Genomic DNA, 15,787 nt, shown 5'->3' with positions numbered 1-15,787 from the left:
ATGACGACGCGCAGTGGGCGGCATTTCCTCCAGATCCCTGGCCCGACCAGCGTTCCTGACCGGGTACTGCGGGCCATCGCACAACCGACCATCGACCACCGCGGGCCGGAGTTCGCCGAGTTGGGACTGGACGTCCTGGAACGAGTCAAGCCGGTGTTCGGCACCAGCGGTCCCGTCGTCATTTATCCCTCCTCGGGGACCGGGGCGTGGGAAGCGGCGTTGGTCAACACTCTGAGCCCCGGCGACCGTGTGCTGGCGTTCGAGACCGGCCAATTTGCCACCCTGTGGCGCGGCATGGCCGAAGGCCTCGGGCTGGAAGTGGACTTCGTCCCCGGGGACTGGCGGCGCGGCGTGGACCCGAGCGTGGTCGCCGAGCGGCTGGCCGAGGACAAGACCCACTCCATCGCGGCGGTGATGGTTGTCCACAACGAGACTTCCACCGGTGTCACAAGCCGCGTGCCGGAGATCCGGGCGGCCATCGACGAGGCGGGCCATCCCGCCCTGCTCCTTGTCGACACGATCTCCTCGCTGGGATCGATCGACTACCGGCACGAGGAGTGGGGCGTCGACGTCACCATCAGCTGCTCGCAGAAAGGCCTGATGCTGCCCCCGGGGCTCGGCTTCAACGCGGTCAGCGAGAAGGCACTCGCCGCCGCCGGGCGGGCGCGGCTGCCGCGGTCCTACTGGGACTGGACACCCATCCTCGAGGCCAACCAGCACGGCTACTGGCCCTATACCCCGGCCACCAACATGCTGTACGGGCTACGCGAGGCCCTGATCATGCTCGAAGAGGAGGGCCTGCCCAACGTGTTCGCACGGCATGACCGTCATGCCGAGGCCACCCGGGCCGCCGTCCAGGGGTGGGGCCTGGAGGTGCTGTGCGCCGACGAGCGGGAGTACTCCAGTGTCCTGACCGCGGTACTGCTGGGCGAGGAGCACGACGCTGACAAGGTCCGTCGCATCATCCTGGACCGGTTCGACATGTCGCTGGGCACCGGCCTGGGCAAGCTCGCGGGGCGGGCCTTCCGGATCGGCCATCTCGGTCACTTCAACGACCTGACCCTGGCCGGAACGCTCGCCGGTGTCCAGATGGGGCTCCAACTGGCAGGGGTGGACATCAACCCGGCCGGCCTGAGTGCCGCACTGGACCTGCTGCGCGCCGAGTGAACAGCCCTGAGCAACGCTCGAAAGGAAACGAGTAGTGACCACGGTCAGCAGTTCCCGAACCGCCGGCGAACACGTCACCTCGCAGGACCTGATGCGCAAGCTTGGGCGGGAACTCGACGGTGAGGTCGCCTTCGACGACTACACCAGGCGCCTATTCGCGCAGGACGCGAGTATGTACTCGATAACTCCGATGGGCGTGGTGTTCCCCCGCCACGCAGGGGACGTGGCAGCCGCGGTCGCGGCGGCCGCCGAACACCGTGTACCGGTGGTCCCGCGCGGGGCCGGCACCAGCCTCGCCGGCCAGACCATCGGGCCCGGCCTGGTACTGGACCTGTCCCGGCACATGAACCGAATCCTCGAGATCGACGCCGACAACCGTACGGCCCGGGTCGAGGTGGGCGTGGTGCAGGACCAGCTCAACCGGGCCGCCGCCCCGCTGGGACTGATGTTCGGCCCCGACACCTCGACCAGCAACCGCGCGACGATCGGCGGCATGATCGGAAACAACTCGGCGGGCAGCGGATCGGTCCGCTACGGGATGACCATCGATCACGTACGAGAGCTGGACGTGGTGCTCAGCGACGCCAGCCTCGCCCACCTGGCACCGGTGACCGAGGCAGAGCGAGCACGCCGGGCGCAGGCGGCCACCCTCGAAGGCGACATCTACCGGCAGCTGCCCGAGATCCTGAGGCGGAACTCCTCCGCCATCGCCGAGGGGTTCCCGAAGTTCTGGCGGCGGGCCGGCGGCTACCGGCTGGACCGGCTTGCCGGGGACGGACCGTTCGACCTGGCGAAGTTCGTCGTGGGCTCGGAGGGCACGCTTGTGGTCGCCACCCAGGCCCTGGTCGACCTCGTGCCCAAGCCGCTCTGTACGGTGATCGCCGTCGGCCACTTCACCTCGACGCCCGCCGCCATCGCGGCCACCGAGGATGCGCTCTCCTGCGATCCGGCCGCCGTCGAGCTGATGGACCGAACGATCCTGGAACTGTCCAGGCAGAAGATCGAGTACGCCTCGCTGGGCACGATCCTGGAAGGCGACCCCGGGGCGCTGCTCTTCGTGACCTTCTCCGGGGACGACGAGCGCCGGCTTGTCGGCCAGTTGAACCAGTTGACCGCGCTGTGGCGGCGCCACGGCCACGGCTACCACACGTTGGAGGCGGTCACGGCCGACCAGCAGGCGGCTCTGCTCAAGGTACGTAAATCAAGCCTGGGCCTGCTGATGGCCGCCAGCGCGGGCTCACGCCGCCCGCTGGCCTTCATCGAGGACACCGCGGTCGATCCCGTGCACCTCGCCGAGTACACCCAGCGCTTCAAGGCGATCCTGGACCGGCACGACCTGACGGCCGGGTTCTACGGGCACTGCTCGGTCGGCTGCCTGCACATCCGCCCCTTCCTCGATCTGACCGATCCGGCGCAGGTGCACACGATGCGCTCGGTCGCGGAGGAGATCAAGGACCTGGTCAGGGAGTACGGCGGCGTCAACTCCAGCGAGCACGGCGACGGGCTGGCCAGAAGCGAGTTCAACCGGGAACTCTTCGGCGACGGGCTCTACGAGGCCATGCGCCAGGTCAAACGCGTCTTCGATCCGGAGGACCGGATGAACCCGGGCAAGATCGTGGATGCCCCGTCGATGACGGACAACCTGCGGGATCCGGCACTGCCACCGGCCACCCCGTTCCCGACGCGGCTGTCCTTCGAAGTGGTCGGCGGCATGCGCGGCGCCGCGGACCGCTGCATGAACATCGGGCTCTGCCGCAAGAGCGCCGCCGGCGCCATGTGCCCCTCGTACATGGCCACACTTCAAGAAGAGCACTCCACCCGCGGCCGGGCCAACGCTCTGGTCAACGCTCTGTCGCAGCCCGACCCCCGGACGGCGCTCGGCGACGAACGGCTGCACGAGATCCTGGACCTCTGCCTCGGATGCAAGGCGTGCAAGAGCGAATGCCCCCTCGGCGTGGACATGGCCACCCTCAAGAGCGAGACACTGTCGCACCACCACGACCTGCACGGAACCCCGCTGCGGTCCCGGATCTTCGGCGCGATCCGGTCGCTGAACCGCCTGGGTTCGGCGACCGCACCGCTGTCCAACCTGCCCGGACGCATGCGACCGGTGCGCCGGCTGATGGACCGGCTGATCGGTATCACCCCGGCCAGGCCGCTGCCGAGGTTCACGCGGGCCAACTTGCTGCGCTGGTTCCGCCGCCGCACGAGCACGGCACACCCCGTCACCCAGGGAACGGTCGTCTTCCTCGCGGACTCCTTCACCACGTTCACCGAACCGGGCATCGGCCAGGCGGCGATCGAACTGCTGGAACTGGCGGGGTGGCAGGTCGAGTTGGAGGCCGGCGGCTGCTGCGGCAGGTCCAGCCTGTCCAAAGGGCTCATCGATGACGCCCAGCACAAGGCCCGCGAACTCGCCCACACGCTCAGCGCCCGCGGGGAACCGGGCTCACCGATCGTGGGCTGCGAACCGTCCTGCCTGATGACCCTGCGGGACGAGCACCTGGCGCTGCTGCCCGACGACGTGGCGGTCAAGGACGTCGCGGGCCGGGTAAGGCAGGTGGAAGAGCTGCTGGCGGAGGCCATCGACGACGGGCGGCTGCGGCTGCGCGCGGATTCCTGGCTCGCCGGGCGAAGGCTGCTCTACCACGGCCACTGCCATCAAAAGGCCGAAGTCGGCACCACCGCGACCATCGCGCTGCTCAACCGGATCCCCGGTGTGACGGTCGACGAACTAGACGCCGGATGCTGCGGCATGGCCGGATCCTTCGGATTCGAATCCGAGCACTACGACCTGTCGATGACCGTGGGTAACGACCGCCTTTTCCCGGCCATCAGGGCGGCCTCCGAAGACACCGTCGTGGTGGCGACCGGCGTGTCCTGCCGACAGCAGATCTCCCATGGCGGCGGACGCCGTGCCCTCCACCCGGTGGAACTCGTTCGCTCCGCGCTCCACACCACCTGACCTGACAGACCGGGCGGTCCCGGCTGAATTCCTCCCGAAGGCGGCGCGCACTCGATGCTCAGCACCGCCGCCGGGGCCAGCACATCCGTATGCCGTGCCACTGCCCGCCCGGCCTCGGCCGCGCCCTGTGCGAAAACCGTCGAGCGGCAGGCACACCAGGAAAGGAGACGACGAAACCCGCCCCACGAGTCTCTCGCGCAGTCCGTGCGCTGAGAGATCCGGCATTACACCTACAAGGAGGTAGGTCGTTGGCAACGCAGACATCCGTATTCCGGCGCCGATCCGACATGAAGCGATGGACCAGAATTCTGCCGGTCATCGTCTTCGTCTACATCATCTGCTACATAGACCGAACGAACATCAGCTTCGCCCTGCCCCACCTCCAGGTGGACATGCACCTCTCCGGGGCACAACAGGGCTTCGCGAGCGGTGTCTTCTTCTGGGGGTATCTGCTGCTTCAGGTCCCCGGCGGATACATGGCCGAGCGGTGGAGCGCGAAGCGGTGGATCGCGATCCTGATGGTGCTGTGGAGCGCGGCCGCGGTGGCCTCAGGACTGACGCACAACTACACCGAACTCGTATTGACCCGCTTCCTGCTCGGGGTGGCCGAGGGCGGCGTACAGCCCGCGCTGATGTCCACCATCCGGTCGTGGTTCCCGTTCGCCGAACGCAGCCGAGCATACGCGATCTTCAAGCTGTACACGCCGATCGCTGCAATCGTCGCCGCGCCGTTCTCCGGTGTCATCCTGACGTACGCGGACTGGCGCTGGTTGTTCATCATCCAGGGCGGCGCCCCACTCGTACTCGGGCTTGTCGCATGGCTCGTCATCATCCGCGACACGCCGGCGAAAGCCGAGTGGCTGTCGGCCAACGAGCGAAACTACATCGAGAAGTCCCGCACCGAGGAGGGCGAACCGCTCAAGCACCGTGGGACGTTCAAGGCAGCTTTCAGCAGCCTGATCGTGTGGAAATTCGCCCTCATCTATACGCTGACCCAACTGGGTCTGCTCGGGCTCTCGATGTGGTTGCCGAGCGTGCTCAAAACGGCGTTCCACACCGACATGAAAGTCGGTCTCGTCGCGATGCTGCCCCAGATCGCCGCCGGCCTGGCGATCATTCTGATCGGCAGGTCCGCAGACCGCCACGGCAGGCACACCACCCACATGTTCGCCGTCCTCGGCGTAGGAGCCGTGGTCCTCGCCGGGGCGGGCCTGATCTCTGCCCAGCAGAAGTGGCTCGTGCTGGGGGCGATGATCCTCGGCACCGCTGCGTCGATCGCCTGGTACGGACCGTTCTGGGCCACCGTCACCAAGCTCACGCCGGCAGCGGCCGCGGGCGCCGGCATCGGCATCATCAACGGGGTCGGCAACCTCGGCGGCTTCATCGGGCCCTACATCGGGGGATGGCTCAAGGACATCAGCGGGGGATACGCCCTCACTCAGGTGTTCTTCGGCGCGGCCTTCGCGGTGGCGGCGCTGCTCGTCCTGACGCTGCGGAAGAAGCTGCGTGAGGCGACGAGCGCCCCGCCCATCGGTACCGAAGCGGAGGGAGCGGAGGGAACACCCGCTGTCAGGTCTGCCTGACAGTTCCTTCTCGCCCTTTCCCCTGTGTGCCAGGCGGCCGGAAGCCGGCCGCCTGGCACGCAGGCCCGATGGGTGTGGGAGCCGGCTTCGACAGCTTTCAGGTCAAGAACGGTCCGCAGGGGCCAACAAGGGAGATGCGCGGTGCGGTTGATCAGGTATCGCAAGGCAGAGCACACCGGATTCGGTGCGCTGGTCGACGAGTACATCCACGATGTGGGCGACAGCCCGCTCGGCAGCTCACGGCCCGGACCCAGGATCGCGGCGCTCGACGAGGTGGAGCTCCTCGCGCCCTGCGACCCGCGGGTCATTGTGTGTGCGGGAAGCAACTACGCGGGACAGATAGCGGAGAAGCAGCGGCCGTGGCCGACCCAGCCACCCCTGTTCCTCAAAGCGCCCAATGCCGTGGTCGGCCCCGGTGCGGCGGTGGTCCACCCGGCCGGACTCCGGCGGCTGGAGTACGAGGGAGAACTCGCCGTCGTGATCGGCCGCACCGCCCGGGACGTCTCAGCGACGTCGTTCGCCGACTACGTACTCGGCTACACCTGTGCCAACGACATCACCGCGGACGACTGGCGCGCGGACGGGCAGTGGACCAGGGCCAAGAGCGCGGACACCTTCTGCCCGCTCGGGCCATGGATCGAAACGGACGTGGCCGACCCCGGAGCGCTGCGGCTGGACACCCTCGTCAACGGTCGTACGGTCCAGGACGGCTCCACCGCCGACATGGTCTTCGACGTGGGTGAACTGCTGGCCTTCGTCACCCGCTGGATCACCCTGCAACCAGGTGACGTACTGCTCACGGGCAGCCCCGCCGGCGTGGGTCCGCTGGTCCCGGGGGACCGGGTCGAAGTCCGGATCGAAGGCGTGGGGACACTGTCCAATCCGGTGGTCGGCACGGAGCCGCTCGGCGCGCCGGGCACGACGTGAGCGTTTGATCCCGCCCCGGCCGATGAGTCTGCGCTCTCCTGTGGCCCAACGCCCGCCCGCGAAGCCGCCGGCCCGGCTGCACCGTCGTGCAGGTGATTGTTCAGGTTGACTGAGCGCTGCGCGTCCGACCCGTGGCACCTGGACGAGCCCGGAGATGGACGACCGAGGTCGCTGGTGCGGGCGTCCCGCCAGAGGTCGACGCCGCCGTCGGTGGCGTACTTGTCGATCTCGCCCAGTTCATCGCTGGTGAGGTCAGGATTCTCCAGCGCGGCGACGTTCTGTAGGACCTGCTCCGGGCGGAGGCCGGGGCCGCGATGGTGCGCGGGCACAGCAGCGCGGGTGCCGATACATCATCCGGCCTGGTCACGCGGCATGTTGGTACTCGTGGAGGGTTCCGCCGAGTCGGTCCCACTGCCTGACCGGCACCGACGGGTATCCGAGCGCCCCATTGTCGCGCTTCCCGGCTGTGGCAGGATCCATCACAGATACGAGCGCAAGCCGGACATTTGTCCGGCTTGCGCTGGCATCGACGCCGCCCTCATCTGCTACCGCGGACTTTCCAAATGAAGCGACTCTTCAGGGCGTGTCGGATGGACGATGGTCTTGCCGGCGACGAGATGATCCGCGGCGATGAACTGCGCATGCGCGCCTCTCGCCTGCGGTTACCCCGCCAGAGGCGGTGTGCTGCGCGGTAGTTTCCGGGTCTTCGTGGCCTTCTCGTAGGCATAGGCGAGCGAGAGGAGCAGCGGCTCGTCGAATTCACGCCCGAGCAATTCCGCGCCGACCGGCACGCCGATCGGAGCTGCCGATGTGGGGGTGGAAAACCCGCCGGGGAAGCAGACGGCCGGGAACCCCGTGCCGTTCGACAGGGTGCCGTTGCGCTCCGGTTGCGGTACACCGACCGGGGAGACGAGCACCTTCTGCAGCGGGTACAGGATCGCCTGAATGTCGAGTTCGGCCATCTTGGCCGACACCGTCAGCCGAAGCTTCTCGCGGTTGACGAAGTGGTCCTTGTAGACCGCGTTGTTCAGGCCGTCGGCGATGGCGATCTCCGTCTCGAGCGCCGCTTGTGCCTCGGGCGTCGCCGTCTTGGAGGCGACCAGTTGGTCGAAGGTGTGCACCGGGGCGTCCGGGCCGAGTGACGCGAAGTACGCGTCCATGGCCGTGCGCGCCTCCCATGTGGAGGTGACCACGATGGACTGGAGGGTGTCGTACTCCGGCAGGCTGAAGCGGATGATGGTCGCGCCCTGCGCCTGCATGGTGGAGATGACGTCCTCCATCACGCGATTGACCTCCTGATGGCGCGTCTCGGTGCCGAACAGGTTGGTCATCACGCCGATGCGGGCGCCATGCAGCGCGTCGCGTCGCAACCGATCCGTGTAGCTGCGCGGAGGGCGGCCGACGCCGTATCCCGTGACGGGGTCGGCCGGGTCGAAGCCCACCATGACGTCAAGCAGCCGAGCCGCGTCCTCCACGGTGCGGGTGATGGGGCCGAGTTCGTCCTGGGTGATGCTGGCCGGAATGACGCCGCTACGGCTGATCAGGCCTCTGGTGCAGCGCACTCCGACGAGGCTGTTGGCGGAGGCGGGGGAGCGGACCGACTGGCCGGTGTCGCTGCCCGTGCCCAGGACGGCGAAGTTCGCCGCGATCGCCGCACCGGTGCCGCCGCTGGAGCCGCCCGGTGTCCGGGTGAGATCGTAGGGGTTCAGGACCTGCCCGCCCAGCGAACTGAGCGAGTTGCCGCCCCGGGCGAATTCCTGCAGGTTGGCCTTGGCGAGGATGAGTGCCCCCGCCTTGCGCATCTTGGCGACCGTGAACGCGTCGGTGGGCGGCACGGAGGTACGCATCGCTGTGTTGCCGCCGGTGGTCGGCATGTCGAAGGTGTCGTAGTTGTCCTTGAGGATCACTGGGATGCCGTGCAGCGTGCCGGTGAGGCCGGAACGCCGGTACTGGCGGTCGAGTCCGTCGGCGACCTCGAGCGCACGCGGATTGACAGTGATGATCGCCTTCAGGGCAGGCCCTCGCTGGTCGTAGGCGGCGATCCGGTCGAGGTACTGCTGCACCAGCTCCCGGCAGGTCAGCCGGCCGTGCAGGTAGGCGTCGTGGATGTCGGCGACGGTCGCCTCGATCAGTTCGAAGCCGCGGGCGCGAGACCGCGGCCGGGACGTACCGGCCGCTGCCCTCGGGGAGGCCGCCCCCTGGGCGAAAGCCGGGCCCGTGGTTTCGCCGACGATGCCCAGCGCGCCGATCGCGCCCACGGCACCGATGAAGCCACGTCTGTTCAGATTGCCGTGCTCGCTAACGTTGCTGTGCTCGCTCACGCGTCCACTGGTCCTCTCTCGTACCGCCGTTGGGCGGCAGCTAGGTGTTTGCTCGCGTTGCGTCCGCTGCGGAGAGTGCCGCGGACGTGATGGGCACGGGATTACCGTCATCGGTTCGGCGGTGTCTCATGTCACCGGAGGGTGCGGGCGACTGCGTCGGGCCGGCATCTGAGTGCGGTCGGAGTGCAGTCGGCACCTTTACGCGTGGTGCCGGTCGGTGAAGTGCGCCTTCTCGATGACGCCGTGTACGCCGACGGTGCGGTCCACGACCTGGGACACCTCGAAATCGGCGGCCGCCGAGAGATACGCGTACGCCACGGCCCGGTCCATGCCGAGGTCGTGCTCCAGGAAGTCCAGTGCGTTGACCACGGCCCGCCGCATCGCGATGTTCAGGTCGTTGATCTGGCCGTTCTGGCTGCCGTCGGGATCCGACAGGCCCACGGCCACCCATGCGTCCGGAGTCTCGCCGAAGGGGTAGTGGAACGCGACGGACGGGGCTTCACCGGAGCCCTGCTTGCACACGGTCAGGCGGAAGGTCGTGCGCAGGGAACCCTCCATGGCAGTGAGCGCCACCTCGCCGTTGCCCATGGCCATGTGTGGGTCGCCGGTGTAGAACAGCGCGCCTTCGGTGAACACCGGGAGGTAGAGGGTCGCGCCCTGCTGGAGCCGGTTGATGTCGATGTTGCCGCCGCCGAGGGTCGGCGGTATCGAGTTGAGCGCCGGTGCCGTGAGGGCATCCGCGGAGGCGAAGGCGACGCCCATCATGCCCATGTGAGGCTTGAGCGGGAAGGCGACCTCACCTGAAGTGCCGAGCGGCACCACTCCGTTGAGGACCCCGGCGCCACCGCGGCGGACCGGCGTGAAGACCGAGACGTTGCCGTAGTGGACGGGGTCTCCGGTGGACCTCCCGTCCGTCGACACCGGGGGCATGACCTCGTCGAGGGTGATCCCCGCAGGGGCCGAGCCGCCCGCCTGGCGGGCGAGGGCGCCCTTGCCGTGGCGGCTCGATACGACGCCATAGGGCACACGCGGCAGGAGCGAGAGGATCTCGATCTTCAGTACGTCGCCGGGTTGCGCCTCCTCGACGTGGATCGGGCCGGTAATCACGTGCGGGCCGTCGACATCGAAGTTGCGGGTGGTGCGGGTGTAGTCGCGGGCGATGGCGATGGCGTCGTCGAGCACCTGATCGGCAGGCACACCATGGCCTTTGAAGTAGGCGGCGGGGTCGCGTCCCTGATCTTCCAGGAGGCCCTCGTGGGAGACCGTGTCGACGGTCACCGTCTCCCCGGAACGCATCCGCAGCACCGGCCGGCTGTCGAGCGAGGGGACGTACCCCCAGCGGACCTGCTCCGGAAGGGAGGACAGGTAGTGCTTGCCGTGGATCGGTCCCTTACCTGGCTGGAGGATCTCCTTCGGATACGCGGTAGTGGGCGCCTTCGTGGACTCAGCCGCCTGCGCCGGATCGTTCGACAACAGTGTCGCTGCAGCTCCCGTCGCGGTCACGGCGGTGGCGGCGCGCAGGAAACCGCGCCGCCCGAGGCCGGAGATGAGCAGCTCCCGGGCGTCACCCGAGTCCGTGGCAGAGGTGTTCATGGGTACTCCTGTGTTCATGTCGTTGGCGGCGCTGTCGTCGGGCTGGCTCCCGGCAGGCTGGGGCCCACGTGAGCAGCGCCGTATCGGGGAACCGTGCAAACAGAAGGGGCGTACGGAAGGGCTTGCAGGGGGAATCGCGCCGCCCTGTGACGGGGCGTCGCGGCGGTGAGGAAGGTCAGGCCTGGCCGGCGGAGGGTGCGCTGTCGTCGCGCGTGCGCCGGATCAGCTGGTCGACGTCCGCGAGGTGAAGAATCATCGCCTCGGCTGCCGCCGCCGGGTCACGGGCCTCGATCGCGTCCCGGATCGCCCGGTGGCCGGCCAGCGACGCCCGTCGGCCCTCCCGGGTGCTGTGGGAGTCTTTGCGTACCGGCGTGGTCCATGAACTGACCATCGTGGTGAGCGCGGTGAGCAGCGGATTGTGGCTCGCCCGGGCCAAGGCGAGATGGAACTGGACGTCCAGCTCCAGCGATTTGACCGCCAGCAGGTTCTCGTCCGTGGCGTGCAGGATGTCGTCCATCTGCAGCAGGTCGGAGCTGGTGGCCCGCAGTGCCGCGAATTCGGCGATCTTCGGTTCGATGACCGTCCGCAGCTCGGCCACATTGGCCAGTTCCCGGTCGGCCTCGGCCAACTCGGTCAGATTGGCATAGAGATCGCTGACCTGGGCGGGCGGAGCCAGCACCACGGTGCCCCGGCCCGGCCGCCGCTCGATGAGGTGCTTGGCCTCCAGCTGATGCAGGGCCTCGCGGAGCGAGGTCCGCGAGACTGACAGCGACTCGGCCAGTTCGCGCTCGGACGGCAGTTTGTCACCCGGACCGAGTTCGCCCAGCGCGATCAGCTGTTCCAGATGGGCGACCAGCGCGTCGCTGACGCTGTGGGCACGGGTGCGCAGCGGCGGAACTTTCGCCACTCCCATACCTCTTACCTCCGCACCGAACGTGCAGCCAGCGTACCGTGTCCGATCACCCCGGGCCGGGGCTTCAACCCACGGCTGAGTCCGGCATCGGCAGTCTTCCACGATCACGTCCACGCGCCGAAGTCGCTCTTGCGGATCAGGCAGTGGACGCCCTTGACGTCGTCCACCACCTGGCTCACCACGAAATCCGCGGCGGCACTCAGATAGGCGTACCCGATGTCCGTCGGCACCTCGTACAGATCGGCGAGGACCCGGAGGGCCTCGCGGACGGCTTCGCGGAACGCCTCGTTGAGGTCGCGGTGCAGGCCGAGCGCGATCCAGTGCTGCGAGGTCTCACCGAAGGGCCGGCGCAGCAACCCCAGGAGAGCGCGGCTGTCGGCCGACGGCAGCACCTCGACCCGCAAGGTTGCGCGCAGCGGTGCCTCCAGCGCGGTAAGGGCCACCTCGCCGTGCCCCTGGGCATAGTGCGGATCTCCGACGAACAGCCCGGCGCCGTCCACCTGCACGGGCAGATACAGGCTGGTTCCGGTGACGAGGTCCTTGACGTCCATGTTCCCGCCGAACGGCCCGGGTGGTACGGAGTGGAGCGGGGTCGCACCACTGGGAGTCACCCCGATGAGCCCCAGGAAAGGCGCGAGGGGGAAGCGCAGCTCCCGGCCACCGGGCACCGGCAGGGTGCCGGTCAGATCCGCCGAGGCCCGGCAGAACGTGGAGACGGAGCCGGCCTTCTCTGGGTCGCCAGGATCGGGCACGAAGCCGAGGTGCGGCAGGGGTGGCAGCTCTCCGGCCAGAGCCCCGTAGCCGTGTCTGCTGGAGATGACTCCGTACGGTGCGCGCGGCACGAACTCCAGGAAGTCGACCCGCAGCACGTCGCCGGGCCTGGCCCCGCTGACCGCGATGGGTCCGGTGGTGACATGCGGCCCATCGCCGACGGCGTCACGGACGGGGTGCCCGGCAGCGATGTCGACGGCGTCACGCAGCACGTCGGCAGGGTCGACCCCGAACTGCCCGAAGAAGGTCACGGGATCCCTGCCCTGGTCTTCCAGGATGCCCTCGTGCGAGACGGTGTCCACGGTGATCGTCTCCCCGGAGCCCATTTCGGCGACCGGTGCGGTGCCCTCGGCGGGGAGCCAGCCCCAGGTGACGGTCTCGCTGGTCGACGCCAGGTAATGCCGGCCCGGAATGGGCCCCTCGTGGGGCTGAAGGAGGGGGAGAGTCATGAATGCTTCCTCTCTGGGATTCCGGCGATGAGGTCGATCTCGATGGCTGCCCCCACGGCGAGGCCAGACACCCCGACGCAGGTGCGGCTCGGCAAAGGGCCGTCGAACCAGGTTTCGTAGGCCGTGTTGAAGACGTCGAAGTCGTCAAAGTCGGTCAGATAGACCCGGACCATCAGGACGTCGTCGAGCGTGAGGCCGAACTGGCGTAGTACGGCCTCCAGGTTGCGGCGCACCTGCTCTGCCTGGGCGATCACGTCGCCGTCCACCAACCGCCCGGTCGCCGGGTCGGTGGGCATCTGGCCGGTGACGAAGACCAGCGATCCGAAGCGGGTCGCGTGGGCGAAGGGGCCGACCTGCGGCGGCACCCCGTCCGCGGGCGAGAAGACGAAGGTCTCCTTCCCCACCGAGTCGTCGGCCGGGACTGTCATGCGACGCCTCCTACGCTCTGCGCTCCCATGACCCGCAGGAACCGGGCGGTGGCCGGGTGCCTGGGGCGTGTGAGAAGCTCCTCGGCGGGCCCCTCTTCGGTCACGGAGCCGTTGCTGATGAACACCACCCGGTCGGCGACCTCTTGGGCGAAGCGCAACTGGTGCGTGGCGATGAGCATGGTCAGCCCGTCCTCGCGGGCGAGCCCGCGGATCACCTCGAGTACTTCGTGGACGAGTTCCGGGTCGAGGGCCGAGGTCGGTTCGTCGAGCAGCAGCACCCGGGGATTGGGCGCCAGCGCCCGGGCGATGGCCACACGCTGCTGCTGCCCGCCCGACAGGTGCCGCGGCAGTGCTCCCGCCCGGTGGGCGAGTCCGACCCGTTCCAGCAGCTCGCCCGCCCTGTGTTCCGCCTGCTTGGCCGGCATCCGGTGCACCCACCGCAGCGGTCCCGCCACGTTTTCCAGGGCGGTGAGGTGCCTGAAGAGGTTGAAGTGCTGGAAGACCATGCCGACGCCGACCTCGGCGCGGGTGTCTGCGATCTTCGCGGGGGAGAGCGGCTTGCCGTCGTCGTGGTAGCCGAGACGGCGGCCGTTGATCAGGACGGCACCCGAGTCCAGGTCCTCCAGGTGGTTGATGGTGCGCAGCAGGGTGCTCTTGCCGGATCCGCTGGGGCCGAGCAGGGCGACGACCTCGCCGGTACGTACGGTCATGTTCAGCCCGTCGAGTACGACCTGCTCCCCGTAGCTCTTGTGCAGATTGCGGACCTCGACGGCGGCCGGCGCACCGTCGAGTGCGGCCACGCGGGCTTCTCGCTCCCACGGCTCGGGCGGGGCCGGAGGCGCCCACGGTTCGTCGTCGGCGACGGCGTCCTTCGCCGCTGCCGCCACCGGTACGGGTGCGGCGACGGGACGGCGGAGCGGCAGCAGCCGGTCTGCCCACGACCGGGAGGCGGGGCGGTCCAGATCGAGCGCGCGCTCGGCCGCCAGCTGTACGGCACTGATGGCTCCGGTGAGGACGAGATACATCACGCCGGACGCGAAGAAGACGGAGAAGAAGTCGAAGGTGGACGAGGCGAGTTGGGTGCTGCGCAGGGTCAGTTCCTGGACGGCGATGAAGGATGCGAGCGAGGAGTTCTTGAGCGTCGTCACGGCTTCGTTGCCAAGGGCCGGGACCATGAGGCGTACCGCCTGCGGAGCGATGATGCGTCTCATGATCACGCGCGGTGTCATACCGAGCGCCTGGCCGGCGGTGACCTGGCCCTTGTCGACCCCGAGTACGCCGGACCGGAAGACCTCCGCGATGAAGGTGGCCTCGTTGGCCGCGAGCGCGAGCCCGGCCGCCGTCAGTGGGCTGAGCGTCAGCCCGGCGTGCGGCAAGGCGTCGTAGGCGAAGACCAGTTGGAGGATCAGCGGGGTGCCGCGGAACACGATCGTGTATCCGCGCGCCACCACGGACAGCGCCCGGTGCCGGGACAGCTGCATACTCGCCAGGACGAAGCCCAGCACCAGACCGCCGAGCAGCCCCAGCCCGGTCAGCTGCAGGGTGATGAGGATGCCCTGCAGCAGATACGGCAGTTCCAGGTAGTGGAGGAACTGGGACATCAGCCCGTCACCAGCCGCGGTGCCTCCAGAGTGCCCGTCTCGAGCGACCACTTCTTGAGCAGTTTCGTCTGGGTGCCGTCCTTCTGGATCTCCACGAGGGCGGCCTGAACGGCATCACGGAACTGGGTTTTGCCCTTCGGTACGGCGATGCCGATGGAGTAGGGCAGCGTCACGGCGGTCGCCTTGCCCAGCGTCTTCGGGTTCGCCTTGACCGCCTGGGTCACCGTGTTGACGTCGTTGATGTAGGTGTCCGCGCGGCCGGCGAGGATCGCCTGGATGCACTGGGCGTTGTTGTCGTACAGCTGCACCTGCGGGGCGCGGCGGCCGGCGGCCTTGCATGTGTCGGCCAGGTTCTGGACGAGGGGCACCTCGACGAATCCGGTGTTGAGTGCGGCGGTGGAATCGCACAAGGAGGTGTTGATGCCCGTGAGCTTCTTCGGGTTGCCCTTTCGCACCAGCACCCCGTCGTAGACCTTCGAATAGGTGACGAAGTCCGCCGCCTTGGCGCGCTCTTTGGTGGCGTAGATGTCGGAGATGACGAGGTCGGCCTGGCCGCTCTGCAGTGTGGGCAGTAGCGCCGGGAAGGCCACCGGCTTGTAGGTGAGTTTGAAGCCCAGACATTCGCCCAGAGCGGCGCCGAGATCGATGTCGAACCCGACGTATCTGCTCGGATCCTTGGGGTCGAGCGCCTCGTAGCCGGGTGTGTGCGGATTGAGCGCGTTGGTGAACGTCTTGCCTTTGAGATCCGGATGACTGGTCTGCAGCTTCTTGCAGGGGGGCGAAACCGTGGCTGTGGGGGCCGTGGCGTTCGTTGTCGACCCGGCGCCGCAGGCCGCCATGAAGGCGACGGATGCGGCGGACGCCGCTGCTATCGGCAGACGGTGGCGCATGGGTGCATTCCTTTCGGTCACGGACGCAGGGCGAAGTGACTTGGTCGGATGGTCCGACCAAGCCGAATCACCTTACGAACGCCCCCGCAAGCGCGTCAGCAGCCGAACGTAAACGTCATGGCGTTCTTACAGGGATGCAACAAACCCCGGCCGCCCCGGAGGTTCCGGACACTGAGGGG

General features: G+C 68.3%; 11 protein-coding genes and 1 pseudogene. 4 read left to right on the top strand and 8 right to left on the bottom strand.

The genetic code is table 11. The features are described from left to right. From ACFYXB_RS37475 to ACFYXB_RS37460, 4 genes are all read left to right on the top strand, one after another. Positions 1-1,167, top strand: coding sequence for a pyridoxal-phosphate-dependent aminotransferase family protein (locus tag ACFYXB_RS37475; protein ID WP_389589471.1), 1,167 nt, complete (start codon positions 1-3; stop codon positions 1,165-1,167). A gap of 34 nt (positions 1,168-1,201) precedes the next feature. Then, on the top strand, positions 1,202-4,132 hold the full coding sequence (locus tag ACFYXB_RS37470) for an FAD-binding and (Fe-S)-binding domain-containing protein (protein WP_389589470.1): 2,931 nt from the start codon (positions 1,202-1,204) through the stop codon (positions 4,130-4,132). Positions 4,133-4,419: 287 nt separating this feature from the next. Continuing rightward, positions 4,420-5,715 carry an MFS transporter gene (locus tag ACFYXB_RS37465; protein ID WP_389589469.1) on the top strand — a complete coding sequence of 432 codons (1,296 nt, stop codon included), beginning with the start codon at positions 4,420-4,422 and terminating at the stop codon, positions 5,713-5,715. A 141-nt stretch (positions 5,716-5,856) separates the two neighbouring features. Continuing rightward, positions 5,857-6,642, top strand: coding sequence for a fumarylacetoacetate hydrolase family protein (locus tag ACFYXB_RS37460; protein WP_389589468.1), 786 nt, complete (start codon positions 5,857-5,859; stop codon positions 6,640-6,642). A gap of 161 nt (positions 6,643-6,803) precedes the next feature. Here the strand turns inward: ACFYXB_RS37460 and ACFYXB_RS37455 are convergent. From ACFYXB_RS37455 to ACFYXB_RS37420, 8 genes and pseudogenes are all read right to left on the bottom strand, one after another. After that, a pseudogene (locus ACFYXB_RS37455) lies at positions 6,804-6,941 on the bottom strand (aldo/keto reductase); the annotation flags it as partial. 363 nt (positions 6,942-7,304) lie between these two features. Continuing rightward, positions 7,305-8,963 (bottom strand): amidase family protein, encoded by a 1,659-nt coding sequence (locus ACFYXB_RS37450; protein ID WP_389589467.1) that lies wholly within the window; start codon positions 8,961-8,963, stop codon positions 7,305-7,307. 198 nt (positions 8,964-9,161) lie between these two features. Beyond that, on the bottom strand, positions 9,162-10,556 hold the full coding sequence (locus ACFYXB_RS37445; RefSeq protein ID WP_389589466.1) for an acetamidase/formamidase family protein: 1,395 nt from the start codon (positions 10,554-10,556) through the stop codon (positions 9,162-9,164). Positions 10,557-10,731: 175 nt separating this feature from the next. Next, positions 10,732-11,463, bottom strand: a complete 732-nt coding sequence (locus ACFYXB_RS37440) for a FadR/GntR family transcriptional regulator (protein ID WP_389589465.1) — start codon at positions 11,461-11,463, stop codon at positions 10,732-10,734. A gap of 110 nt (positions 11,464-11,573) precedes the next feature. Continuing rightward, positions 11,574-12,689, bottom strand: coding sequence for an acetamidase/formamidase family protein (locus tag ACFYXB_RS37435; RefSeq protein ID WP_389589464.1), 1,116 nt, complete (start codon positions 12,687-12,689; stop codon positions 11,574-11,576). After that, positions 12,686-13,117, bottom strand: a complete 432-nt coding sequence (locus tag ACFYXB_RS37430) for a RidA family protein (RefSeq protein ID WP_389589463.1) — start codon at positions 13,115-13,117, stop codon at positions 12,686-12,688. The genes ACFYXB_RS37435 and ACFYXB_RS37430 overlap by 4 nt, the downstream gene beginning before the upstream one ends. Further along, positions 13,114-14,718, bottom strand: coding sequence for an amino acid ABC transporter permease/ATP-binding protein (locus ACFYXB_RS37425; protein WP_389589462.1), 1,605 nt, complete (start codon positions 14,716-14,718; stop codon positions 13,114-13,116). Before ACFYXB_RS37425 ends, ACFYXB_RS37430 begins: the two co-directional genes overlap by 4 nt. After that, positions 14,718-15,608, bottom strand: a complete 891-nt coding sequence (locus tag ACFYXB_RS37420) for an ABC transporter substrate-binding protein (protein ID WP_389589461.1) — start codon at positions 15,606-15,608, stop codon at positions 14,718-14,720. The genes ACFYXB_RS37425 and ACFYXB_RS37420 overlap by 1 nt, the downstream gene beginning before the upstream one ends. Positions 15,609-15,787: the final 179 nt, after the last annotated feature.

Origin of the sequence: Streptomyces sp. NPDC002619, assembly GCF_042889305.1 — a bacterium.
Lineage (GTDB): Bacteria > Actinomycetota > Actinomycetes > Streptomycetales > Streptomycetaceae > Streptomyces.
This window is presented reverse-complemented; position numbering and strand designations above follow the sequence as displayed.